General features: G+C 73.7%; 24 protein-coding genes. 11 read left to right on the forward strand and 13 right to left on the reverse strand.

Annotated elements, in window-relative coordinates:
• Positions 1-584: 584 nt before the first annotated feature.
• Positions 585-2,930, forward strand: a complete 2,346-nt coding sequence (locus ACP4IX_RS29750; RefSeq protein ID WP_426557617.1) for an esterase-like activity of phytase family protein — start codon at positions 585-587, stop codon at positions 2,928-2,930.
• 93 nt (positions 2,931-3,023) lie between these two features.
• Here ACP4IX_RS29750 and ACP4IX_RS29755 read toward each other — a convergent pair whose 3' ends face one another.
• Entirely contained in the window at positions 3,024-4,313 is a 1,290-nt protein-coding gene (locus tag ACP4IX_RS29755) for a phosphatase PAP2 family protein (RefSeq protein ID WP_426520972.1), read from the reverse strand.
• A gap of 308 nt (positions 4,314-4,621) precedes the next feature.
• Here ACP4IX_RS29755 and ACP4IX_RS29760 point away from each other — a divergent pair, with 308 nt between their 5' ends.
• From ACP4IX_RS29760 to ACP4IX_RS29775, 4 genes are all read left to right on the forward strand, one after another.
• Positions 4,622-4,846, forward strand: a complete 225-nt coding sequence (locus ACP4IX_RS29760) for a hypothetical protein (RefSeq protein WP_426520974.1) — start codon at positions 4,622-4,624, stop codon at positions 4,844-4,846.
• A gap of 486 nt (positions 4,847-5,332) precedes the next feature.
• On the forward strand, positions 5,333-5,536 hold the full coding sequence (locus ACP4IX_RS29765; RefSeq protein WP_055418803.1) for a cold-shock protein: 204 nt from the start codon (positions 5,333-5,335) through the stop codon (positions 5,534-5,536).
• Positions 5,537-5,792: 256 nt separating this feature from the next.
• Complete coding sequence (locus ACP4IX_RS29770) at positions 5,793-7,328, forward strand: DEAD/DEAH box helicase (protein WP_426557619.1); 1,536 nt, start codon at positions 5,793-5,795, stop codon at positions 7,326-7,328.
• Positions 7,329-7,394: 66 nt separating this feature from the next.
• A complete protein-coding gene (locus tag ACP4IX_RS29775) occupies positions 7,395-7,715 on the forward strand; it encodes an SCO5918 family protein (RefSeq protein ID WP_426520978.1) in 321 nt (106 codons plus the stop codon).
• A 137-nt stretch (positions 7,716-7,852) separates the two neighbouring features.
• On the opposite strand, the gene ACP4IX_RS29780 is transcribed toward ACP4IX_RS29775, so the two are convergent.
• From ACP4IX_RS29780 to ACP4IX_RS29810, 7 genes are all read right to left on the reverse strand, one after another.
• A complete protein-coding gene (locus tag ACP4IX_RS29780; protein WP_426520980.1) occupies positions 7,853-8,356 on the reverse strand; it encodes a hypothetical protein in 504 nt (167 codons plus the stop codon).
• A complete protein-coding gene (locus tag ACP4IX_RS29785; RefSeq protein WP_003975205.1) occupies positions 8,340-8,831 on the reverse strand; it encodes an RNA polymerase sigma factor in 492 nt (163 codons plus the stop codon). Before ACP4IX_RS29785 ends, ACP4IX_RS29780 begins: the two co-directional genes overlap by 17 nt.
• A 47-nt stretch (positions 8,832-8,878) precedes the next feature.
• Positions 8,879-9,529 carry a class F sortase gene (locus ACP4IX_RS29790; RefSeq protein WP_426520983.1) on the reverse strand — a complete coding sequence of 217 codons (651 nt, stop codon included), beginning with the start codon at positions 9,527-9,529 and terminating at the stop codon, positions 8,879-8,881.
• Positions 9,526-9,921 (reverse strand): sortase-dependent protein, encoded by a 396-nt coding sequence (locus ACP4IX_RS29795; RefSeq protein WP_426557621.1) that lies wholly within the window; start codon positions 9,919-9,921, stop codon positions 9,526-9,528. Before ACP4IX_RS29795 ends, ACP4IX_RS29790 begins: the two co-directional genes overlap by 4 nt.
• 178 nt (positions 9,922-10,099) lie before the next feature.
• Positions 10,100-10,303, reverse strand: coding sequence for a cold-shock protein (locus ACP4IX_RS29800; protein WP_003975194.1), 204 nt, complete (start codon positions 10,301-10,303; stop codon positions 10,100-10,102).
• A 239-nt stretch (positions 10,304-10,542) separates the two neighbouring features.
• Positions 10,543-10,917 (reverse strand): MerR family transcriptional regulator, encoded by a 375-nt coding sequence (locus ACP4IX_RS29805; protein ID WP_426520987.1) that lies wholly within the window; start codon positions 10,915-10,917, stop codon positions 10,543-10,545.
• Between the two features lie 216 nt (positions 10,918-11,133).
• Positions 11,134-12,384: a sensor domain-containing protein gene (locus ACP4IX_RS29810; protein ID WP_426557623.1), complete on the reverse strand. Its 1,251-nt coding sequence runs from the start codon at positions 12,382-12,384 to the stop codon at positions 11,134-11,136.
• Between the two features lie 197 nt (positions 12,385-12,581).
• Here ACP4IX_RS29810 and ACP4IX_RS29815 point away from each other — a divergent pair, with 197 nt between their 5' ends.
• Genes ACP4IX_RS29815 through ACP4IX_RS29825 form a run of 3 tightly spaced genes read left to right on the forward strand, consistent with a single transcriptional unit; the run spans position 12,582 to position 16,114 of the window.
• On the forward strand, positions 12,582-12,827 hold the full coding sequence (locus ACP4IX_RS29815) for a hypothetical protein (RefSeq protein ID WP_426520991.1): 246 nt from the start codon (positions 12,582-12,584) through the stop codon (positions 12,825-12,827).
• Positions 12,824-13,576 (forward strand): ABC transporter ATP-binding protein, encoded by a 753-nt coding sequence (locus ACP4IX_RS29820; RefSeq protein WP_426520993.1) that lies wholly within the window; start codon positions 12,824-12,826, stop codon positions 13,574-13,576. The genes ACP4IX_RS29815 and ACP4IX_RS29820 overlap by 4 nt, the downstream gene beginning before the upstream one ends.
• Before the next feature lie 3 nt (positions 13,577-13,579).
• Entirely contained in the window at positions 13,580-16,114 is a 2,535-nt protein-coding gene (locus tag ACP4IX_RS29825) for an FtsX-like permease family protein (protein WP_426557625.1), read from the forward strand.
• 183 nt (positions 16,115-16,297) lie between these two features.
• Here the strand turns inward: ACP4IX_RS29825 and ACP4IX_RS29830 are convergent, their stop codons facing one another.
• Entirely contained in the window at positions 16,298-16,693 is a 396-nt protein-coding gene (locus tag ACP4IX_RS29830) for a winged helix-turn-helix transcriptional regulator (protein ID WP_426520997.1), read from the reverse strand.
• A gap of 119 nt (positions 16,694-16,812) precedes the next feature.
• On the opposite strand from ACP4IX_RS29830, the gene ACP4IX_RS29835 reads away from it, so the two are divergent.
• The gene (locus ACP4IX_RS29835; protein ID WP_426557627.1) at positions 16,813-17,640 is read left to right on the forward strand and encodes an enoyl-CoA hydratase/isomerase family protein; all 828 of its coding nucleotides are present in this window, start codon (positions 16,813-16,815) and stop codon (positions 17,638-17,640) included.
• A gap of 98 nt (positions 17,641-17,738) precedes the next feature.
• Here ACP4IX_RS29835 and ACP4IX_RS29840 read toward each other — a convergent pair whose 3' ends face one another.
• Genes ACP4IX_RS29840 through ACP4IX_RS29850 form a run of 3 tightly spaced genes read right to left on the reverse strand, consistent with a single transcriptional unit; the run spans position 17,739 to position 20,692 of the window.
• Positions 17,739-18,287, reverse strand: coding sequence for a hypothetical protein (locus tag ACP4IX_RS29840; protein WP_426557629.1), 549 nt, complete (start codon positions 18,285-18,287; stop codon positions 17,739-17,741).
• Between the two features lie 45 nt (positions 18,288-18,332).
• On the reverse strand, positions 18,333-19,355 hold the full coding sequence (locus tag ACP4IX_RS29845) for a hemolysin family protein (protein ID WP_426521003.1): 1,023 nt from the start codon (positions 19,353-19,355) through the stop codon (positions 18,333-18,335).
• Positions 19,352-20,692: a hemolysin family protein gene (locus ACP4IX_RS29850; protein ID WP_426521005.1), complete on the reverse strand. Its 1,341-nt coding sequence runs from the start codon at positions 20,690-20,692 to the stop codon at positions 19,352-19,354. The genes ACP4IX_RS29845 and ACP4IX_RS29850 overlap by 4 nt, the downstream gene beginning before the upstream one ends.
• A gap of 369 nt (positions 20,693-21,061) precedes the next feature.
• Here ACP4IX_RS29850 and ACP4IX_RS29855 point away from each other — a divergent pair, with 369 nt between their 5' ends.
• Together ACP4IX_RS29855 and ACP4IX_RS29860 are read left to right on the forward strand one after the other, a co-directional pair.
• On the forward strand, positions 21,062-21,517 hold the full coding sequence (locus ACP4IX_RS29855; protein ID WP_426557631.1) for a tellurite resistance TerB family protein: 456 nt from the start codon (positions 21,062-21,064) through the stop codon (positions 21,515-21,517).
• 237 nt (positions 21,518-21,754) lie between these two features.
• Positions 21,755-22,021, forward strand: a complete 267-nt coding sequence (locus ACP4IX_RS29860; RefSeq protein WP_426521007.1) for a twin-arginine translocase TatA/TatE family subunit — start codon at positions 21,755-21,757, stop codon at positions 22,019-22,021.
• A 59-nt stretch (positions 22,022-22,080) separates the two neighbouring features.
• Here the strand turns inward: ACP4IX_RS29860 and ACP4IX_RS29865 are convergent, their stop codons facing one another.
• The gene (locus ACP4IX_RS29865; protein ID WP_426557633.1) at positions 22,081-23,154 is read right to left on the reverse strand and encodes an alpha/beta hydrolase family esterase; all 1,074 of its coding nucleotides are present in this window, start codon (positions 23,152-23,154) and stop codon (positions 22,081-22,083) included.
• Positions 23,155-23,172 lie beyond the last annotated feature (18 nt).

Below are 23,172 nucleotides of genomic sequence, written 5' to 3' on the forward strand. Positions count from 1 at the left end.
CGGATGGGAAAAGGGAAACGCAGACGAATCGATAATTCGCTCACGGAAGAAGGAATTCCCGCTGTTTCCGCGGCGGGTGGCACCGCAGGCCGACGGGGGCGGGAAGGGGACCGGGACGGTGATTTTCCGCCCAGTCGTCGCCGCGGCCTTGCGCGGTGCCTCCCCCGCCCCGGACGGTGCCCGGCCGTACCGGCGCGGCGGCCGCAGGCACGGGCCAGGGCGACCGCGGCGACCGGCTCACCGGCTGCCGGGGCCCGCCCGGCAGGAGCACGAGCCCGTCGGCGTCCCGGCCGACCGGGCGGGTCCTTCTTCGCCACACCTGGTGATCTGCCGGACCGTGCCGCCGGGGCCCGGACGACACCGCCGTAGCCCCCCAGCGACCTCGGGGCGGGCTTGAGGGCGGTGGCGCCGGCGACGAGGGCGGCGCCGCCGAGAGCGTCGGCGGCGCCCGGCCGGGACCTCACGGGCCACGGGCCGCGCGGGCCGGCGCACGTGGTCTTCGCCGGTTGTTCATTCGGCGGTCCGGCGCGCCCCACCCACGGCTGAAACGATTCGGCATCGCAGTGGTCCGTAACGGAGGAACGATGTCCCCGAAGAGCAGGAGAACCTGCGCCGCGTTCGCGGCCCTGGCCGTGGCCGCCGGCACCCTCGCGGGCGCGGGCGCGGCCCACGCGGATCAGCGCGAGCGCGGCCACCACCGCCCGCAGCGGCCCGTGGCCTTCGAGCGCACCGCCACCTACCCGGTCTTCCGGAACCGGCCGGCCGGCGAGGACCCGGCCGCCGCGACCGTCGCGGAGATCTCGGCCGTCAGCGAGGACGGGCGCACCCTCGTCCACACCGACGCGGCGGCCCGGCGGATCGGTTTCCTCGACATCGGCGACCCCGACCGCCCGCGCGGCCTCGGCACCCTGTCGCTGGCCCGGCTCGGCGACGCCGAGGACGAGCCGACCTCGGTGTCCGTGGTCGGCCCGTACGTCCTGGTCGTGGTGAACACCAGCGCGAGCCACACCGCCCCCTCCGGCCGGCTCGACGTCATCTCGCTGCGCGACCGCGAGCGGGTGGCCAGCTTCGACCTCGGCGGGCAGCCCGACTCGATCACGGTCAGTGAGGACGAGCGGTACGCGGCGATCGCGATCGAGAACGAACGCGACGAGGAGGCGGCCCCGCCCGGCGGCGAGGAGGGCGATCTCCCCCAGGCGCCGGCCGGCTTCGTGCAGATCGTCGACCTGAAGAAGGGGTCGTCACCCGCGCACTGGCGGACCCGGGCCGTGCCCCTGACGCGGGCCGACGGTTCGGCGCTGCCCGTGCTGGCCGCCGCCGGGATCACCGCGCCCACCGACCCGGAGCCGGAGTACGTCTCCGTCAACGGCCGCGGCCAGCTCGCCGTGACGTTGCAGGAGAACAACGGCGTCGTCCTCGTCGACCTGCCGACCGGCCGGATCACCAAGGCGTTCAGCGCCGGTACGGCGACGGTGCACGGCATCGACACGGTCGAGGACGGCACCATCGACCTGACCGGGTCGATCACCGGCGTGCCGCGGGAGCCCGACGCGCTGGGCTGGATCGACGACCGCTACCTGGCGACCGCCAACGAGGGTGACTGGCGCGGCGGCACCCGGGGCTGGTCCGTCTTCGACAGCCGGACCGGGAAGGTGGTCTGGGACGCGGGCAACGGCTTCGAGCGGCTCGCCGTACGGTACGGGCTGTACGACGAGGGCCGCTCCGAGAAGGGCAGCGAGCCGGAGGGCCTGGCGATCGCCGAGTACGACGGCGTGCGCTACGCCTTCGTCGGCTCGGAGCGCGGCAACTTCGTCGCCGTCTACGACATCAGCCGGCCGGCCCGTCCGGTCTTCCGCCAGCTGCTGCCCACCACCAACGGCCCCGAGGGCCTGCTGCCGATCCCCTCGCGCGGCCTGCTCGCGGTCTCCAGCGAGGAGGACGACGCCGAGGCGGGCGTACGGGCCACCGTGAGCCTCTTCCGGCTGGGCAGGAGCACGCCCGGCGCCCCCGCCGTCCCGGGCGTCGTCTCGGCCGCCGACTCCACCGGCGCGCCGATCGGCTGGGGCGCGCTCGGCGCGCTGTCCGCCGTACCCGGCAGACCGCACCAGCTGTACTCCGTCACCGACGCGGCGTACTCCACCACCAGGATCCTGACCCTCGACACGGCGCGCGCGGGCCGGCCGGCGGTCGTCACCCGGGCGCTGACCGTCAAGGACGCCGCGGGGCAGCCGGCCGGCTACGACGCCGAGGGCATCGCCGCCCGGCCGCGCGGCGGGTACTGGCTCGCCGTCGAGGGCGAGACGGGTGCGGGCAACCGGCTGGTCCGGCTCGACCGCGACGGGGTGACCCGGCAGGTCGTCCCCCTGCCGGCGGACGTCGCCGCGGGCCTCGGCAAGCAGGGGCTCGAAGGGGTCGCCGCCACCACGGACCGGCGCGGCCGCGAGGTGGTCTGGGCCGCGCTCCAGCGCGAGGTCGAAGGCGACCCGGCGGGGGTCGTGCGGCTCGGCCGGTACGACGTCGGGGCCGGTACCTGGAGCTGGTACGGCTACCGGATCGCCTCCACGACCACGCCGGGCGACTGGATCGGCCTCTCCGAGATCACCGTGGTCGGGGACAGGCTGGCGGTCGTCGAACGCGACAAGCTGAACGGACCGGCCGCCAGGGTCAAGCGGATCCACACGGTCGACATGCCGGGGTCGGCGGCGCCGTCGGGGTCCCTGCCGGTGCTGCCGAAGCGGCTTGCGTACGACGTCCTGCCCGCCCTGCGGGCCACGAACGGCTGGACCCAGGAGAAGCTCGAAGGGCTGGCCGTGGCCGGCGACGGCCGGGTCCACGCCGTGACCGACAACGACGGCCTGGACGACGCCACCGGGGAGACCGTCTTCCTCGATCTCGGCTCCAGCAGGACCGTCTTCGGCCGTCGAGGCTGACGGCCGGGCCGACGGCGAGGACGCGGGCGGTCACCGGTGAACGGCCGGTGACCGCCCCTCCGGGGGCGGGGAGCGGAAGGGGTGCCGAGGACGTCAAGCCAGTTCGAGCTGCGGCTCCGTCTTGCGCGCCGGTGCCGCGGTCTTCGGGTTCCACAGCCTGGCGGTCCGCACGTAGCCGTGGACGACCGAGGCCGTCGCGAGAACGAGAAGCGGCCCGCACACCCATGGACGCGCGGCCATTTCCATCGGAAGATAGCGGGCCGACGCCAGGAGCGCGGCGAAGACCACCGTTCCGTAGGCGACCAGCCGGATTCCCGGCCGGTCCCAGCCGTGGTCGAACGAGCGCAGTCCCGCCTCGATCGTGACCGCGAACACCACGCCCGCGAGAATGTCGATGCCGTAGTGGTAGCCGAATCCCAGCGTCGCGCCGAGCGTGGCGATAAGCCAAAACGTTCCTGCGAAACGCAGCACGCGTGGGGCCCTGCGGGAGTGGATGAAGATGGCGGTGGCCCACGCCGTGTGCAGGCTGGGCATGCAGTTGCGGGGTGTGACGCCGTCGTACGTCCACGGGTGCGGGGGGCTGACCGGCGGGGGCGTGTGCGGCCACAGGTCGGCCATCGCCCACTGCTCGCCGCCGGTGCCGAACGCGCCGGTGCCGTAGGTGAAGACCGGCCCGACCACCGGGTAGATCATGTACACGGCCGGCCCGAGGAGACCTATCACCAGGAACGTACGGACCAGATGGTGGCGCGGGAAACGGCGCTCGGCCGCCACGTTGCGCAGCTGGTACAGCGCGACGACGACGGCGGCCACCGCGAGTTGGGCGTAGACCCAGTCGAGTACGTGCTCGCCGACCGGGCCCGTGGCGGCGACCAGCCGGCCTGCCAGCCACGACGGACTGCCCAGCGCGTGATCGGCGAGCGCCACGTAGGGGTCGAGTACCGCCGGGCGGGTCTTCGACGTGACCAGCAGCCAGGTGTCGCCCGTCTTGCGGCCGGCCACCAGCAGCAGGCCGAGTCCGACCCCCTTCAGCATCAGGACGCGTTCCCGGCCGGTGCGGCGGGTGACGGCGACGACCGCACAGCCCAGGATCACCCACAACGCACCGTTGCCGAAGGAGTGTCCGTCACTCACTTCGGCGTCGAACGCCCACCGCACCAGCAGGAAGGCGACGTCGATGCCGATCGCGGCACCGGCCGCGACGAACCGCTGCCGCCAGGTGAGTACCACCATCATCAACGCCATGCTCGCGTACAGCAGCGGCCCCGACGCGGGGGCGAACACCACCTCTTTCGCCTGGTTGGTCAACGGCCCTGGCAGGCCGTAGCGGCGCGCGGCGATCTCCAGCGCGATGCTGAATGCGAGGGCCGCCACACCCGCCACGACCCAGAGTCTCGTACGTGGTCGACCCCATGCGGAGAAGGTATTTCTCCACTTTATTCGCGAAAATACCTGTGATGGCATTTGTCTCAATCTTCATGGTTCCGGAAGAGCAGCCCGTCGGCAGAGGAGACGGGAGGATCACATTGCGGGTTCCGGTCCTGAATTGTCGAGACCGGCGCCGGCGCCCGGGCCGGGGGGAGAAAAGAGCGGCGGGCCGTCGCCCGCCGCCGTACCGCGGGCCGGCCCGGCGGACGCTCCGTGCCTCCGCCACGGCTCCATCGGCGCGGCGGAGGCACATACTGGTGGCAATGACAAAGCCAGTCGGATCAAAACGCCATGCGTTGCCCACCAGCCCCTTCAAGGAGCCGGTCGCACTGCCTCCCAAGCACTTCGAGGTGGGCGACCGGGTCACCCACGACACCTACGGCCTCGGCCGGGTGATCGCCCTCGAGGGCGGCATCGCGGTGCTCGTGGACTTCGGCTCGGCGCAGGAGCGGATCACCGTGCCCTACGCCAGGATGAGCAAGCTCTAGGACCACCCCGGCCACTCCGGCCACTCCGGCCACTCCGCCCCAACGGGAGCCGCCCACGGCACGACAACGCCCCGCGCCCGCGCGCCGGGCCGCGTCCGCTGCCCCGACGTACGACGTGTCCTTTGTCTCGACAAGCCCGTCTCGCCGCTTATGGCACTTTCGCCGTGCCGGCGGGGGCGGAAGGCGGCACAGACACCATCACACGTGGTCATGACGCCGCCGACGGGAGCCCGGACGGCAAGACTGCGACCTCCGGAGGGCAATATCTGCTGCCATGACAGGAGAAATCAACAGGACGCCCGGGGAATATTCCTCGGTCGGCCAGTCGGAGCAAGATTATTGCCGGCTCCCGGTCGATCACGGCGTGCTAGTGTCGTGGGAAGTTGCAGTTGTGGTTGCCTGAAGGTTTTGTCCGACGGGGTGATCATCACGGCGACCGGAGTTCACACAGGGTGAACTCCGAGCACCGTACCGAAGGAGAAAATTATGGCTTCCGGCACCGTCAAGTGGTTCAACGCGGAAAAGGGCTTCGGCTTCATCGAGCAGGACGGCGGCGGCCCCGACGTCTTCGCCCACTACTCGAACATCAACGCCCAGGGCTTCCGTGAGCTGCTCGAAGGCCAGAAGGTGACCTTCGACATCGCGCAGGGCCAGAAGGGCCCGACGGCCGAGAACATCGTTCCCGCCTGACGCTCACGCATACTTCGCAGCTGGGGCCCGCGCCTAGGGGTGCGGGCCCCAGCTCGCCGCGTTTCCGGGCGCAGAGCGCCCTGCGGGGTTCCGCTTCTCTCCCCGCGCATTTCATTCCCTCGGTTTCATCAATTCTCTCGGTCCACTCGGCTCCCTACGCCGAGACCGACCGGGGCCGGCTCGTTCTTGCGATTCCCTGCGCCGCTCTTTTGCTGCGGGTCTCCCTTGATACGTGCCATATCAAGGAAGGTTCCCCATGAACCGCGTACGCACCAACGACCGCCGACGCTCCGGTGGCGGCGGCGGCCCCCGCCGCTCGCAGACCTCCGGTCGCCGGCCGGCCGCCCCCCAGGGCGGCGAGTTCGCGCTGCCGAAGACGATCACGCCGGCGCTGCCCGCCGTCGAGTCCTTCGCCGAACTCGACATGCCGGCCCGCCTGCTGACCGCGCTCACGGCCGAGGGCGTGACCACGCCGTTCCCGATCCAGGCGGCGACCCTGCCCAACTCCCTGGCCGGCCGCGACGTGCTCGGCCGCGGCCGCACCGGCTCGGGCAAGACGCTCGCCTTCGGCCTCGCCCTGCTGGCCCGTACGGCCGGGCAGCGCGCCGAACCGCGACGGCCGCTCGGCCTCGTCCTCGTACCCACCCGTGAGCTGGCCCAGCAGGTCACCGACGCGCTCGCCCCGTACGCCCGCTCGCTGGGCCTGCGGTCGGCCACCGTGGTCGGCGGCATGTCGATCGGCCGGCAGGCCTCCGCGCTGCGGGGCGGCGCGGAGATCGTCGTCGCGACGCCCGGACGGCTCAAGGACCTCATCGACCGGGGCGACTGCCACCTCGGCGACGTCGGCATCACCGTCCTCGACGAGGCCGACCAGATGACCGACATGGGCTTCATGCCCCAGGTCACCGCCCTGCTCGACCAGGTGCGCCCCGAGGGCCAGCGGATGCTGTTCTCGGCCACCCTGGACCGCAACGTCGACCGGCTCGTCCGCCGCTACCTGACGGACCCGGTGGTGCACTCCGTCGACCCGTCGGCCGGTGCCGTCACCACGATGGAGCACCACGTGCTGCACGTGCACGACACCGACAAGCACCGCACGACCACCGAGATCGCGGCGCGGGACGGCCGGGTGATCATGTTCCTCGACACCAAGCACGCCGTGGACCGGCTGGTGAAGCACCTGCTGAGCAACGGCGTCCGCGCCGCCGGCCTGCACGGTGGCAAGTCCCAGCCGCAGCGCACGCGGACCCTCGCCCAGTTCAAGGACGGGCACGTGACGGCGCTGGTGGCGACCAACGTCGCGGCCCGCGGCATCCACGTCGACAACCTCGACCTGGTCGTCAACGTCGACCCGCCCAGCGACCACAAGGACTACCTGCACCGCGGCGGCCGTACGGCCCGCGCCGGCGAGTCCGGCAGCGTCGTCACCCTGGTGACCCCGAGCCAGCGGCGCGACATGACCCGGCTGATGGCCTCGGCCGGCATCACGCCCCAGGTCACGCCGGTCCGTTCGGGCGAGGCGGAGCTGTCCCGCATCACCGGGGCGCAGGCCCCGTCCGGTGTCCCGGTCATCATCGCCGTACCGGTCGTGGAGCGCCCGCGCCGCGCCGCGTCCGGCGGGGGTTCCTCGTCCCGTGGCCGCCGCGGCCGTTCCGCGCAGGGCCGCACCGGCCAGGGGTCCTCCACCCAGCAGAACCGCGCCGGCCAGGGCCGCGGTACCCAGGGCCGGCCCGCCGGCGAAGCCCCGCGCCGCAGGCCGCGGCGCCAGTCCGCCGGTGGCTCGGCGGCCTAGGGGCCCTGCTCCAGACCCACCGCGAACGGCAACCCACCCGTCCCATCTCCCCCTTGTGGAGGCATCATGCGCTGTGTCATCGCCCGGTACCCGTTCGACCTCACCAAGGGCGGGGTGCTGGATTCGATGAAGGGCGTCACTCCCGAGCCCATCACGGGTGAGTCCGTGACCATCGGCCGCCGCCGCTACCCCGTCAAGCAGGTGGGCGAGGTCGTCACCCGGCAGGACCGCCGCGACTTCTCCAGCGGCGAGGTCACCCGGGCCATGACCCGCCTCGGTTTCACCTGCCACGCCGACCCCGCGGCGGCACCGGCTCCGGCGCCCGCCGCCACGCCGGTCGAGACCGCGTCGGCGCTGCTCGGCGGTACGGCGCCGCTGGACGCGTAGACGCGGGGACGTGTGAGAAGAGGGCGGGACGGAGGCGGAAGCCTCGGTCCCGCCCTCTCGCTGTCTCTCCTGCCGGCTTCTCCCGCCTCTCTCTCACCGTTCCCGTATCGCTCTCGCACCTCTCTCCCGCGTCCCTTCTAGGAGGGCTCCGTGGCAGCCGCGCCGTGGGGCTCCGACGGCGTCGGCGCCGTGCTCGGCCGGGCCGAGGGCCCGGCGGCGGGCGGGGTGCTCGGCACCGCCGACGGCGCGGAGCCGGGCGGGGAGACCGACGCGGTGGGCGGGTGCGTCCCGGGAAGGGGTCTCTGCGAGGGTTCGCGGGGCGGGGCGGGACTCGGTACGGCCGTCGGCGTGGGCCCGGCGGGGGCCGGGGCCAGCGGGGCCGTCGGGCGTGCGGGGGACGCGGGGGCCGCCCAGTGCAGCGGCAGCGCGATCAGGGCGGCGGCGGCAGCGGTCGCGGCGGCGCCGGCCGCGGCGCGCAGCAGGCGCCGCCGGGACGCCGCCCGGCGGACCGCCTCGTAGCGGCCGGGGGGCGGTCCCAGGTAGTCGCCGCCCGGCCGCAGCACGACCAGCAGCGGATCGTCGCCGTCCCACGCGGACCCGGGGCCGTCCTGGCCGTCCCCGTCCTCAAGGCGTGTGGTCAAGGCTTCTCCTCAGATGGACGCGGAGCAGTTCGCGGGCCGCGTGGAGGTCGGCCTTGACGGTTCCTTCCTTGCGCCCGGTCAGCACGGACACCTCCCGGATCGGCATGTCAGCGTAGTAGTGCAGAAGGATCGGCACGCGCAGTCGCTCCGGCAGGGACTGCACGAGCAGCCGTACCGAGGGGTCGGCCTGCTCGGGGTGCGGGCGGACGGCGACCTCTGCGGTGACCCGGCGCACCGCCCGGCGTTCGCGCTCCAGTTTGCGCCAGTGGTCGCGGACGAGGTTGGCGGCGGTGACGTAGAGGAAGCCGCGGGGCTCCTCCACGGACGTCCAGCGGGCCCAGAGCCGGGTGAACGCCTCCGAGGCGATCTCGTGGGCCGTCTCGTCGTCGTCGACCAGGCGGCGGCACCAGCCGGCGAGGCGCGGATACAGGGCGGCGAACAGCTCGGACGCCGCCCTGTCACGGGACCGTTTCAACACTCTCCATGGTCGTGGGGTAGGGGCTGCACGGTACGGACGGCCGGTCAGGAGGCCTCGGGGCGCGTCGCGTTCGTGGTCGCGGCCAGTTCCGCGAAGACGATGACGTTGTCCCGGTACTCCTCGCCGATCCGCGGGCCGGCGCAGGTGATGAGCCGCAACTCCGGGCGGTCCACGTCCCCGTAGACGTCGTCCGTCGGGAAGTCGGCCCGCGCCACCGTCCGTACGGAGGTGACCGTGAACTCCGCCGCCGTGCCGTTCTCCAGGCGCGCCTCGATCCGGTCGCCTTGGCGCAGCCGCGCCAGGTGCCGGAAGACGCCGTCCCCGTGGGTGCCGACCGTGACGTGGCCGAGGAGGACCGACGGTCCCGTCTGGCCCGGCGTCGGCGAGTGCCGGTACCAGCCCGCGCGGTCGTCGTCCGTGACGGGCGGGACCTCCACCGTGCCGTCCGACGCCAGTCCCAGCCGCATCACCGGGGTGTCGACCCCGATGGCCGGGATGCGCAGGCCGACCGGGACCGAACGGCCCAGGGGGCGGGGCGGCTTCGCGGTGGCGTGCGCGGGCGGTGTGGCGGCGGTGGGCGCGGTGGTGGCGGGGCCTGCGGGCGTGTCCCGCCCGGCCTCCGGGCCGGCGCCGCACCCCGCGAGGAGTACGGCCAGCGCGGCGGCGGCGAGGGCGCGTCCGGAGCGCGGGGTCATGCCCCGGTCGCCGCCCGCCGGCGGCGTACGACGAAGAGGACCGCGCCGCCCGCGACGAGTACCGCACCGGCGCCCGCGCCGATGAGTCCTTCGTCGGTCCCGGAGTCCTCCGCAGCCGCCACTCCGGTGTTGGGCGCGCCCTCGGGCACGGTGGAGACCTGGCCCTCGGCCGGTGCCGGGGCGGGCGCCTGGGACGGTTCGGCCGCCTGGGCGGGGAGGCTGACGGACGGTACCGGCACGGCGTCCTCGCTCGGCCCGGTGCCGGTGCTCGGGGCGTCGGCGGCCGGGGGGTTGGAGGGGACCGGGGCGGGGTCGTCGGCGAACGCGGGCGCGGTGCCCGCCAGGACGACGGTGCAGGCCAGTGCTACGGCGCTGAGGATGGTTCGGCGCATCGGGTCGCTCTCTCTCATGGGTCGGCGCGTGTGCGTGCCGCTCGGGGTGCGGGCGCGAACGCGGATCGGACGGAGAGACGAGGCGACGGCGGGACGGGTTGTAAAGAGATGGCAAAGTCCCGGACCATGCAGAAGGCCCGCACCTTGCGGTGCGGGCCTTCCGTGCGGTTCGCGCGCCTTAGGCGGGAACGATGTTCTCCGCCTGCGGGCCCTTCTGGCCCTGCGTGACGTCGAAGTTGACCCGCTGGCCCTCCTGGAGCTCACGGAAGCCCTGGGTGGCGATGTTCGAGTAGTGGGCGAAGACGTCGGCGCCGCCGCCGTCCTGCGCGATGAAACCGAAGCCCTTTTCGGCGTTGAACCACTTCACGGTACCGGAAGCCATGTCTTTTACTCCTAGGCAGTGCTGGAGGCCCGCACCGTGCGGGCCTTCACATCGCTGCGATGATCACCTGCCCGGAAAACCGGTAACACAAATGGCAACCACAACTGCAACTGATGTCCAGCCTAGCACGAAATGAATCGGCTGCACAGAAATGAATCGCACGGAAAGACGCCCTCGATTTAAGGAGAGGATAGTTTTTCCGGCGTCCGCCGAATATCTGTTTCGCAGAGGTCAGGTTTTCACTCGCCGCGCCGTTCTCCGTTCCCGCCGGGCCGCTCGGCCTCGCGCCGGAGCTCCTCGTTCATGCGCAGCGCCGCGTCCAGATCGTCCTCCAGGCGGACGATCCGGCAGGCGGCCTCGATGGGCGTGCCCTGGTCGACCAGCTCACGGGCGCGGGCGGCGCGGCGCAGCTGCTGGCGCGAGTAGCGGCGGTGCCCGCCTTCCGAACGGGTCGGGCTGATCAGCTCCGCCTCACCGAGGGCACGGAGGAAACCGGGTGTGGCACCGATCAGCTCGGCCGCCCTGCCCATGGTGTACGCCGGGTACTGATCGTCGTCGAGCCGGTCGGCGGCCTGCGGCCGGTCATCGGCGGTCAGCCTGCTCTCCGGGGACATGCATACCTTCCCGCGGACCGCTGGGGACACGGCCCGCCGCAGGGAATCCGGTTCCCCCGCACCTGAACTCTAGTCGCGCGCGTCGGATACCTGCCGCGGCGAACACATATCCGCAGGGCCCGGCGGACGTGCCGGTCCGGTCCGCCCCGGGCCGGCCCCCTCACCTCCGGGGGCACCGCCGCGCGGGTCACCCCCTCGCGGACGGGTCCGCTCCGGTCACCTTCCGCAGGGGAGGTCCACTTCCAGGGTCGTCGGTCCGCCGGGCGGGCTGTCCAGGCGCAGGGTGCCGTCGTGGGCCGCGACCCGGCGCCGGATACCGGTCAGGCCCGAACCGCCGCCCTCGTCCGCACCGCCGCGGCCGTCGTCCTCGATCACCAGCCGCAGCCGGCCGCCACGGGCCCGGACGGTGACGGTGGCCCGCCCCGCCCCGCTGTGCTTCGCGATGTTCGTCAGCGCCTCCGCCACCACCAAGTACGCCGTCGCCTCGACCGACGCCGCACACCGCTCGGGCACATCCGCCGCCACCCGGCACGGCACCCCGCAGTCCGCCGCCAGCCCCGACAGCGCCCCCGCCAGCCCACGGTCCGCCAGCACCGGCGGCAGGATCCCCCGCGCCACCGCGCGCAACTCCGCCAGCGCCTGCTCCGCCGCCGACTGCGCCCGCTCCAGCAGCTCGTCGGCACCCGCGGGATCGCGCGCCGCCATCCGCCGCGCCGCTCCCAGCAGCACCGTCACCGACACCAGCCGGTTCTGCGCACCGTCGTGCAGGGACCGCTCGATCCGCCGCAGCTCCGTCGCGTGCGCGTCCAGCGCCGCCGCCCGGGTCGCCGTCAGCTCCGCCACCCGCAGCGACAGGTCCGTCTCCGGGCCCGCCGCCAGCAACCGCCGCGCCGGGCCGGCCTGCAGCCGCGCCATGCCCGGCCCCAGCCCCAGCAGGATAGCGGTCCAGCCGAGGCCCAGCAGGCCCACGGCGACGGCGTCCGGCCAGGCCTCGGCGGTCCCGATCCCGATCGACGTACTGGTGACGCCCTCGGGCACGAGGCGCCACCACAGGGGGAAGGTGGTGTCCCGGACCGCGCTGACCGGGAGCAGGAGACCGAGCAGGCCCAGGAGGAGCCCCAGGGTGGCGTGCCGGGCCAGCCAGCGCAGCTCGCGCCGGGTGGTGGCGTCGGCCAGGGCGGGCCGCAGCCGGGTGGGCGGGGGATCGGGCGGGATGATCTCGGGTCCCCGGCTGGAGAGGCGTTCGCGTTCCCTGCGAGCCAGGGCGTGCAGGGCGCGCAGCACGACGGGGGCGAGCAGGAGCCCGACACCGGCCGGCGCGGTCACCGCGGCCACGGCCAGCAGCACCAGCACGCCCAGCGCCAGGGTCGCCGTACCGAGCCCGCCGACGAGCTGCCCGGTCGCCGCGCCGGCGGCGCTCAGGGTCCGCAGGGCGCTCTGCCGCACGGACGTGATCGGGACCGTCATCCGCCCGCCTCCCTCAGAGCCGCTCGCCGCACTCCGGCGTGCCCGACCCTATGACGCCCGGCGCCCCGGTGGCGGCGCGGAGCCGGAAAGTACAGCCTGCTGTACCTCGGACCGGGCGGCTGGCGGGATCGGCCCGAGGGGGCCCGGGTCCATAGCGTCGGTGGCGGACCGAGAGCGAAGCCACGGAGGACGCCGCCATGTCGCACCAGGACCCCTACCGCCTGAGCACACCCCCGCCCCGCACCACCGGGCAGGGCCCGGACGCCGTCTCCCGCGGGGACGTCCTCCGTGCGCTGCTGTGGGCCGTCGTCGTGGTCAGCGCGGTCGCCAACATGGCCGCCTCCCTCGCCGGTGCCCCCACCGCGGTGCACCTGGCCAGCGGCGTGGTCACCGTCCTCGCCGCCGGAACGCTCGTCGTGCGCGGTCTGCGGGGGCGTCGATGAGCACCGCGGTCGCGGCGTCCACCGCGCGCAGGGCGCCCGCCATCGCGCTGACGCACCTCGCCCGGACGTACCCGGGTGGCGTGCGGGCCCTGGACGACGTGTCGCTCACCGTGGAGCACGGCACGTTCCTCGCCGTGATGGGGCCCTCGGGGTCCGGCAAGAGCACCCTGATGCACTGCGCCGCCGGCCTGGACTCCCCCACGTCGGGCAGTGTCCGCATCGACGGGCAGGAGATCTCCGGGATGGGCGAGACCCGCCGCACCGAACTGCGCCGCGAACGCGTCGGCTTCGTCTTCCAGGCGTACAACCTGATCCCCTCGCTCAGCGTCGAGGACAACATCACGCTGCCGCTGCGCCTGGCCGGCCGGCGCCCGGACCGGGACTGGCTGCGCACGCTGACCGAGCGGGTGGGGCTCGCCGACCGGCTGTCGCACCGTCCGGCGGAGCTGTCCGGCGGGCAGCAGCAGCGGGCCGCCGTCGTGCGGGCGCTGGCGGCGAAGCCCGCCGTCGTGTTCGCGGACGAGCCGACCGGCGCGCTGGACCTGCGCAGCGCCCACCAGGTGCTGGACCTGCTGCGCGCGCTCGTCGACGACCTGGGCCAGACGGTGGTGATGGTCACCCACGACCCGGCCGCCGCGGCCCGCGCGCACCGGGTCCTGGTGATGGCCGACGGCCGGGTGGTGGAGGCGCTGGAGCGCCCGGCCGCGCCCCGACTGGCCGAGCGCCTCGTCGCGTTGGGGGAGCGGTAGACCGTGCTGCACCTTGCCTGGCGGATGGCCGCCCACCGGATCACCGCACTGCTCGCCGTGGCGTGCGCGGTGCTGGGCGGCGCGGCGCTGATCACCACCACGGGTGTCCTGGCCGAGTCCGGACTCCGCTCCCAGCTGCCACCCGGGCGGCTCGGCGGCGCGGACGTCGTGGTCGCGGCCGACCAGGAGTTCCACCCGAGCGGGGACCTGCCGATCGCGCTGCCCGAGCGCGCCACGGTCCCGGGCCGGCTCGTCGGCCGGCTGGCCGCCCTGCCCCGGGTCACCGAGGCCGTCGGTGACATCGGCTTCCCGGCGGCGCTGGTCGACGCGCGCGGACGGGTCGTGGCGTCCGCCGAGGACCCGAGGTCGGCGGGTCACGGCTGGTCGACGACGAAGCTGCTGGCGGACCCCCGCGTGGAGGGCCGGGCACCCTCGGGTGCGGGCGAGGTCGCCGTGGACGCGGCGGCGGGCGTCGCGGTGGGCGAGCGGGTCCGGGTCGTGGTGAACGGCCGCCCCGCCGCCTCCTACCGGGTCTCCGCGGTGGTCGACGCCCCGGGCGCGGGCGTCTACTTCGCGGACGGGACGGCCGCGCGCCTGGCGGGGCGGGACGGCGGCGGTGACGGGCCGCGCGCCGGGACCGTCGACCTGATCGGCCTGCGCGTCGACGACGGTGCCGAGGAGCGGGTCGCCTCGGCGGTCCGCGAGCAGGTCGCGGGCACGGGGCTGGAGGTCGTCACCGGCGCGGACCGGGGGGAGGCCGTGGCGCCCGGCGTGGGTTCGGCGCGCTCGCTGCTGATCCTGCTCGCCGGTTCGCTCGCCGGGATCGTGCTGCTGATCACCGGGTTCGTCGTCGCGGGCGCGCTGGGGGTGACGATCGCCGGGCAGCGCCGCGACCTGGCGCTGATGCGGGCGGTCGGGGCGACCCCGAGGCAGATCCGCCGTCTGGCCGCCGCGCAGTCGACGGTCGTCGCGGCGGTGGCCCTGGTGCCGGGCGTCGCGGCCGGCTACCTGCTGGCGGACCGGTTCCGGCGGGTGCTGGCGGAACGGGGGGTGCTGCCGGAGGAACTCCCCCTCACGGTGGGCCCGTTGCCCGCGCTCGCCACGCTGGTCCTGATGGCCGGGGCCGTGCAGCTCGCGGCCCGGTGCGCGGCCTGGCGCACCTCGCGCAGGCCGGCCACCGAGGCGGTCGCCGAGTCGCGCAGCGAACCGCGCACCCCGTCACGGGTGCGTACGCACGCCGGTCTGCTGCTGATCCTCGGCGCGGGCGTGATGTCGGCGGCGCCGCTGCTGTCCCGGACCGTCATCGGGGCCTCGGCCACGTCCATCGCGGGCATCCTCTCCGCGATCGGCCTGGCCCTGTCCGGCCCGGCGCTGGTGAAGCGCGCCGGGGAGGCGGCCGTACGGCGCCTGCGCCCCGGGGTGGCGGCCCCGACCTGGCTGGCGCTGTCCCACGTACGCGCCTACGCGCTGCGCCTGTCGGGCGTGGTCAGCCCGCTGGCCATGGCGGTCGTGTTCGTCCTGACGTACACGTTCGCGCAGACGACGGTGCTGGCCGCCACCTCGGACGACACCCGCACCGGCACGCTCGCCCAGTACGAGGTGAGCGCGCCGGGCCTGGGCGGGCTGCCCGCGGACACGCTGCCCGCCGTGCGGGACGTGCCGGGCGTGCGGGCGGCGGCGGCCGTCGGGACGACCACGGTGGTGTGGGAGTACGACCAGTTCGGCGAGCCCGTGGCCGAGTCCGCCTCGGCGATGGTCCTCACCCCGGACGCCCGGGACGTCGTCGACCTCGGTGTCACGGACGGCGGCCTGGCCCGGCTGACCGGTGCCGCGGTCGCCGTCAGCGGCGAGGCGGCGCGCGCCCGCGGGGCCGGGCTCGGGGAGCGGGTGCGGCTGGTGCTCGGCGACGGGACGCGGGCCGACGCCGAGGTCGTCGCCGTGTACGACCGGGGCCTGGGCTTCGGCCCGGTCGTCCTCTCCCGTGACCTGGCCGCCGGGCACACCACGACCGGCCTCGACCAGAGCGTCCTGGTCCGCACCGACGGCACCTCCGCGGCCGGGCAGGGCCTGACCGCGCTGGCCGCCGGCCGTACCGGCCTGGCCGTGTCCAGCACGGACCCGGACCCCGCCGGCGCGGACACCCCGCCCGAGGTGTGGGTCAACCTGGCCACCATCGTGGTGCTGCTCGGCTATCTGCTGCTGAGCATCGCCAACAAGCTGGTCGCCGCCACCGCCCAGCGCCGTGCCGAGATCGCCGCGCTGCGCCTGGTCGGCACGACGCCGCGCCAGATCCGGGCGATGATGCGCCGCGAGGCCGCCGTCATCGCCGCCGCGGCCCTCGTCTCCGGTCTGCTCCTGTCCGCCCTCCCGCTCGCCCTCCTGGGCCAGGGCTTCCTCGGCCGCCCCTGGCCGGCGGGCCCCGCCTGGCTGCTCCCGGCGGTGGCGGCCACGGTCGCGCTGACGTCCTTCCTCACCGTCGAACTGCCCACCCGGCACGCCCTGCGGACACCTCCGGCGGATGCGCTGCGGGCGGCCTGAGCCGCTGGAGGGGGAGCAGCCGACGCCCCGGGGCCGGCCGACGCCGACGCCCCGGGGTCAGCTGACGACCCTGAAGCTGCTCAGCCCGAACTCGTGGTGGTAGACCGTGTGCGGCGGCACTGTCGCCGTCCGGCTGGAGGCGCACTCCCAAGGGCATGTCGGAGCCGCCTCATGGTCTTGGTGTCAGCGCGGAGCTCGCTGGTCGTAGTCGCGCTGGCGTGCTCGGATCTCGGGGGCGTTCGCTACGGTCCAGTCGTAGAGGTGGGCGAACGGCTCGCGCAGGGATTCGCCGAGGGGGGTCAGCGAGTACTCGACGCCGACCGGCGAGGTCGGCAGCACGCGGCGCTCGACCATCCCGTTGCGTTCGAGCCGGCGCAGGGTCTGCGTGAGGACGCGTTGCGTGACGCCCTCGAGACGGCGCTTGATCTCGTTGAACCGGCGTGGTTCGACCAGGACCGCCATCACCATCATCGACCACTTGTCGGCGATCTGGTCGAGGATCGGCCTGCTCGGACAGTCGGACCGAAACGCCACGTCGTGCTCGGCGATGGCCCGGTAGACGGCCTCGGAAGTGGCCATGGCGGTATCCTCCACGATCCCTGGGATGCCTGAAGTGCGTTATTGACGCAGGTCAGAGACGGTTTCACGGTAGGTATGCAACAGGAACCAGAGCCCTGTCGGATACCTAGGAGAACGTTATGGGCCACGACGCCTACCAGACCTTGCGGGTCAGCCGGAAGGACGGAGTCGCGCAGGTCACGATCGACAACCCGCCGGTCAACGTCCTCAGTGTCGCGGTCATGACCGATGTGCGGCGCCTGCTCACCACGCTGGCCGACGACGACACCGTACGCGTGATCGTGTTCGACAGCGCGGACCCCGACTTCTTCCTCGCCCACGTCGACATGACCGTCACCCCCGACGCCCTCGCCGGGCTCATGGCCGACCTGCCGGACGGCGTCAACGTCTTCCAGGCCGTTGGGGAGCAGCTACGCCGCCAGCCTCAGGTGACCGTCGTCAAGCTCGCGGGCAAGGCGCGCGGCGGCGGGGCCGAGTTCGTCGTGGCCGCGGACATGGCGTTCGCGGCGATCGGCAGGGCCGGGCTCGGCCAGATCGAGGCCCTCATGGGCATCGTCCCGGGCGGCGGTGCCACGCAGTACCTCGCCGAGCGCGTCGGCCGTAACCGTGCCTTGGAGATCGTGCTCGGCGCCGACCTGATGGACGCCGAGACCGCCGAGCGGTACGGCTGGGTCAACCGAGCCGTCCCCGCCGACCGGCTCGACGAGTTCGTCGACCGCCTCGCCGGGAACATCGCCGCGCTGCCCGGCGGCGTCGTCGCGGCGGCCAAGCGCGCCATGGTCCTCCGCGATCACTCCGATGGTCTGGCGCGGGAGAACGACGCCTGGGCCGGGCTCGTGTTCCGCCCCGCCACAGCACAGCTCATGGACGCCGGGCTGGCCAACGGCGCCCAGACCCGGGACGGCGAACGGGACCTCGAGGGTCTGTTCCGCGGTCTCGCCGGGTAGCCGGTCCGCTTCGTCGGCTCACGAGGGTCGACCCGCTCTTGGTCCCGCTGCCCACGTACACGATGTCCGTCGCGTGCCGGAGGGCTTGCCGGCAGGTGTCAGGCGGAGGCCGTCGTCCACTCCCGCAGCAGGGCCAGTCGCTGGTCCCTGGTCGGGGCGACGTCCTCGGGTTCGTCACGGCGCCAGGCGAGCAGGTCGTCGACGGGGGTGGCGCCGGTGGTGAGGCGGGTGAGGAGGGTGCGGGAGAGGTCGTACTCGTCGGGGGTGTGGATGCCGCCGGGGACGGCGGCCAGGGCGGTCGCCTCGACCGTGCCGTCGTCCTCGGTCTCCACCCGTACGGTGAAGGCCGGGGGCTGTTCGCCGTCGCCGGTCACCATGGCGTAGACGGAGTCGAACGCCATCGAGGCCAGCCGCCGTGCGGTGGAGCGCACGGCGACGTCCTGGACGTCGAGCCCGCGGACGTCGTCCCAGGCCCAGAAGCGGCCCTGGCCGAGCCCGAGGGTCTCGACCCCGTCCTTGGTCAGACGCACTCCGGACGCCGTGCCGACGGGTTCGGCACCCACGTACACGGCGTCCTCGGTGATCCAGAACAGGCCGACCATGGCCACGAGCGCCTCCCCCAGCGGTGCCGGCGCCGCTGTCGGCACCGTTTCGCTGTGGGAGACGCCCGTGGTCGTGCGGGAGTTCCCGGGTCAGGCCACCGGTGTCGTCGGGCCCACCAGTTCCGTCAGGACGTCCTCCATCGTCACGAAGCCCAGCACCGCGCCCGTCTCGCCGGTGACGGCGGCCAGGTGGCTGTCCTCGGTGCGCAGGGCGGTGAGGGTGTCGTCGAGCGGGGTGTCGATGCGGACCCGCGTGACCCGGTGCAGGGCCGTGCGCGGGAAGGGCCGGTCGCGGTCGGTCAGACCCAGCGTGTCCTTGATGTGCAGGTAGCCCAGCACGGTGCCGCCGGGGCCGGTGACCGGGAAGCGGGAGTAGCCCGCGTCCGCGGCCATGCGCTCCAGTTCCGCCGGGGTGACGGTGTGGCTGACCGTGCGCATCTTCTGGGCCGGGACCAGGATCTCACCGACCGGGCGGGTGCCCAGTTCCAGCGCGTCGCGCAGCCGTTCGCCGTCGGCCGGGGTGAGCAGTCCGGCCTCGCTGGCGTCGACGACCATGCGGGCCAGCTGGTCGTCGGTGAAGACGGCCTCCACCTCGTCCTTCGGCTCCACCCGCAGCAGCTTGAGCAGCGTGTTGGCGAAGGCGTTGATGCCGAAGACGAACGGCTTCAGGGCCCGGGTGAGGGCGACCAGCGGCGGGCCGAGGACCAGCGCGGTGGTCGCCGGGGCGGCCAGCGCGATGTTCTTCGGGATCATCTCGCCGATCAGCATGTGCAGATACGTGGCGAGGGCCAGGGCGATCGCGAAGGCGACCGGGTGGACCAGCGCGTGCGGCATGTGGACCGCCTCGAACACGGGCTCCATCAGGTGTGCGATGGCCGGTTCCGCGACCGCGCCGAGCACCAGCGAGGAGACGGTGATGCCCAGCTGGGCCGTGGCCATCATCGCGGAGATGTGTTCCAGGCCCCACAGCGTCATCCGGGCGCGCTTGTCGCCCGTCTTCGCGCGCGGCTCGATCTGGCTGCGGCGCACGGAGATCATGGCGAACTCGGCGCCGACGAAGAACGCGTTGGTCAGCAGCGTCAGGGCGCCGATGAGGAGCTGTACGGCGGTCATCGGGCCACCTCCGGCTCGCGGTCGGCCGACGGGGCCGGCGCGGGCGCGGTGACCCGCAGGCGGTCGGCGCGGTGGTGGTCGACGTCGAGGACGTCCAGGCGCCAGCCGTCCAGGTCGACGACGTCGCCCTTGGCGGGGATGCGTGCCAGGTGGGTGGCGACCAGGCCGGCCAGGGTCTCGTAGGGTCCGTCCGGCGCGGTCAGGCCGATGCGCTCCAGGTGGTCCAGACGGAGCGAGCCGTCGGCCTCCCAGGCCGCGCGGCCGTCCGCTTCGGCGGGGGCGGGCAGCAGGTCCGGTATCTCGACCGGGTCGTGCTCGTCGCGCACCTCGCCGACGACCTCCTCGACGATGTCCTCGACGGTCGCCACGCCCGCCGTGCCGCCGTACTCGTCGATGACGACGGCCATGGTGCGGGTGGCGCGCATGCGCTCCAGGAGGCGGTCGGCGGGCAGGCTGTCCGGCACCAGGAGCGGCGCGGTGGCCAGCTCGGTGACGGGGGTGGACCTGCGCCGGTCCGGCTCCAGGGCCAGGACGTCGCGGATGTGCACGGTGCCGATGACCTCGTCCAGGCTCTCCCGGTAGACCGGGAAGCGGGACAGGCCGGTGGCGTGCGAGAGGTTCGCGGCGTCGGCGGCGGTGGCGTGGGCCTCCAGGGCCTTGACGTCCACGCGCGGGGTCATGACGTTCTCCGCGGTCAGCTCGTTCAGGTGCAGGGTGCGCACGAAGAGCTCGGCCGAGTCGGCCTCCAGGGCGCCCTCGGCGGCGGAGTGCTGGGCCAGGGCGACCAGTTCCTCGGCGCTGCGGGCGGACGCCAGCTCCTCGGCCGGTTCCAGGCCGAAGCGGCGTACGAAACGGTTCGCGCTGTCGTTCAGGTGCCGGATGAAGGGGCCGAACGCGGTGGTGAAGCCGCGCTGCGGGCCCGCGACGACCTTCGCGACGGCCAGCGGGCGGGAGATCGCCCAGTTCTTGGGGACCAGCTCGCCGACGACCATCAGGACGACGGTGGAGACGACCACGCCGAGCACGGTCGCGACCGTCGGGGCGGCACCGCCCAGGCCGATCGCCCGCAGCGGGCCGCGCAGCAGCACCGCGAGGGACGGCTCGGCCAGCATGCCGATGACCAGCGAGGTCACGGTGATGCCGAGCTGGGCGCCGGAGAGCTGGAGGGTCAGGGACCGTACGGCCTTCAGGGCGCCGTCGGCACCGCGCTCGCCGGACTCGGCGGCACGTTCCAGGTCACCGCGCTCGACCGTGGTGAGGGAGAACTCGGCCGCGACGAAGAGCGCGCAGGCCAGGGTGAGGAGGAGGGCCAGCAGGAGCAGCAGGACCTCGGTCACCGTGCCACCCCGCTTCCCTCACGCGCAAACAGCAGGGGGGACTGCGGGCCGGCCATGGCACGGCCGGTACTGGGAGGCTCCATTACGGAACGGGACTCCTTAACGGGGTCGGCGGGCGCCGGTACCAGCCGGTCGCCCGAGGTTTTCCCTCTCATGGTAAAGGACGGGCAAAAGCATGGGGAGTCCTCACATGCCCTCGGATCCCTGCGCTTCTACTCGACTGTAGAGAACGGCGGGACGACTCCGCTTGTTCCCCGGACGGACGTGAAGCCGGGGGGCGGGGACGGCTTCCGAGCCCGGCGGGGAAGCCTGGTAACTTCTACACGGGTGTAGAAAGTCGCCCGCTCTCCCGACCCGTACGGAGTTCTCATGGCCCTGTGGGACCGCTTCAAGGAGTCCGCGTCGCAGATGCAGACGCAGCTCGTGGCGAAGAAGAACGACCTCAAGAGCGGCGCCTTCCGCGACGCGAGCATGGCGATGTGCGCGCTGGTCGCCGCCGCCGACGGCACCGTCGACCCGTCCGAGCGGCAGCGCGTGGCCCAGCTCATCGCCACCAACGAGGTGCTGCAGAACTTCCCCGCCGACGACCTGCGCCGCCGCTTCGAGGAGAACCTGGACAAGCTGACCGCCGACTTCGCCTTCGGCAAGGTCGGCGTCCTGCAGGAGATCGCCAAGGCGAAGAAGAAGCCCGCCGAGGCCCGGGCCGTGGTGCAGATCGGCATCGTGATCGGCGGCGCCGACGGGGACTTCGACAACGACGAGCGGGCCGTCGTCCGCGAGGCGTGCTACGCCCTGGACCTGCCGCCGCACGAGTTCGACCTCTGAGACCACTGCGGCCTCTGGGGCCTTGGGGCCTTTGGGGCCTTTGGGGCCTCTGAGGCCTCCGGGCCTTCTGGGTCCTCTGTGGCTTTACCAGGCCTCTGGGGCCTCTGAGACTTCCTGGGCCTCGAGAGTCTCTGGAGGCCCCGGGGCCTCTGGTCCCTTCGACGCCACCGGTCATGCCGTAGATTCCGTGCGGGCCCGTGCCGCGGGCTCGCACCGTACGTTCACCAGGGGAGCGCCGTGTTCGGACTGAGCGAACTCGCGATCATTCTCATCGTCGTCATAGCCGTTCTCGCCGCCAAGAAGCTCCCCGAGCTGACCCGCTCGGCGGGCAAGTCCGCCCGCATCCTCAAGGCCGAGGCCCGCGCGATGAAGGACGAGGAGCGGACGCCGCCCGAGGACCGGGAGGCGCCCCGGGTCATCCAGGGCGAGGCGATCCGCCGTGATGACGCCGGAGGCGGGACTCCCGGTACGGCACCCGGCGGACAGGGCACCTCCCAGGGCTGACGGCACTTTCCGGGGCCGGTGGCACTTCCCGGGCCCGGGAAGTGCCACGTCACATCACGTCACTCAGCGACCGGTGCCGTGAAGAAGTCGAGGATCGTGTCGGTGGCGTTCAGGGCCTGGCTGATGGGGCCGAATCCCTTGGGCGGGGCGACCGACGAACCCGGCCAGGTGTGACCGGCGTCCTCGACGACCAGGAGCTGGACGGTGGCGGCCCCTCCGCCGGACGCCGGTGCGTCCTTCGCGCCCTTCGCGCCCTTCGCGCCCTTCGCGCTCTTGGGACCCTTCGCGTCCTTCAGGTGCCAGACGGTGCGGTCGTAGCCCTTCTCGTCCTCCGTGACCGGCTCGCCCGCGCCACCCGCGTCGGCGAACGCCTCCGCGCTGTCCCGGGCCGACAGGCTCGGGAGGATCGGCTCCTCGGGGTTCGGCGGCGGGGAGGGCCAGCCCTCGAGGGGGCGTACGGGGTCGTCGGCGCCGTAGACGACCATGACGGGGACGGGCCCGGTGGGCTCGACCGCGGCGTCGCCCGCGGGCAGCTGGCCGGAGACCGAGGCGGCGCCCGCCAGCAGGCCGGGACGCTCGGCGGCGAAGCGCAGCGCCATCGAGCCTCCGTTGGAGAAACCGGCGACGTACACCTGCTCGGGGTCGGCCCCTTCGGTGCGCACCAGGTGCTGGATCAGCGCCTCGGTGAAGCGGACGTCGAGGTCGGGGTCCGGCCGCTGCGCGGTCGCCTGCGTGCCCGCGCCCCAGCCGTTGTCGAGGCCCTCCGGGTAGGCGACCAGCATGCCGCGCTCGCCGGCGGCCCGCTCCAGCCGGCTCTTCTCGCGCATCTCGGCCGCGTCGGCGCCGCGGCCGTGGAAGGCGATGACGAGGGGCCTCGGACCGCCGGCGGTGGAATCGGCGGGCCGGTGCAGGAGGTACTGGCGGGTGCGGCCGTCCACGCGCAGCTGTGCGTGGGCGTCCGGTGCCGCGGAGGCCGTACTGCCCGAGGCCCGGGACGGTCCGCCGCTGGTCGGCGGCGTCGCGTCCGGACGGCCGGACTCGGTGGCGCAGCCGGCCAGCGGGAGGGCGAGGGCGAGGGCCAGCACGCCGGGCCACCGGCGGGTGCGGTGCGAGAGATCACGGAAGGAACGCATGCCCCGAGGAGAGCAACC

The organism is Streptomyces sp. WG5 (genome assembly GCF_049974565.1).
GTDB lineage: Bacteria > Actinomycetota > Actinomycetes > Streptomycetales > Streptomycetaceae > Streptomyces.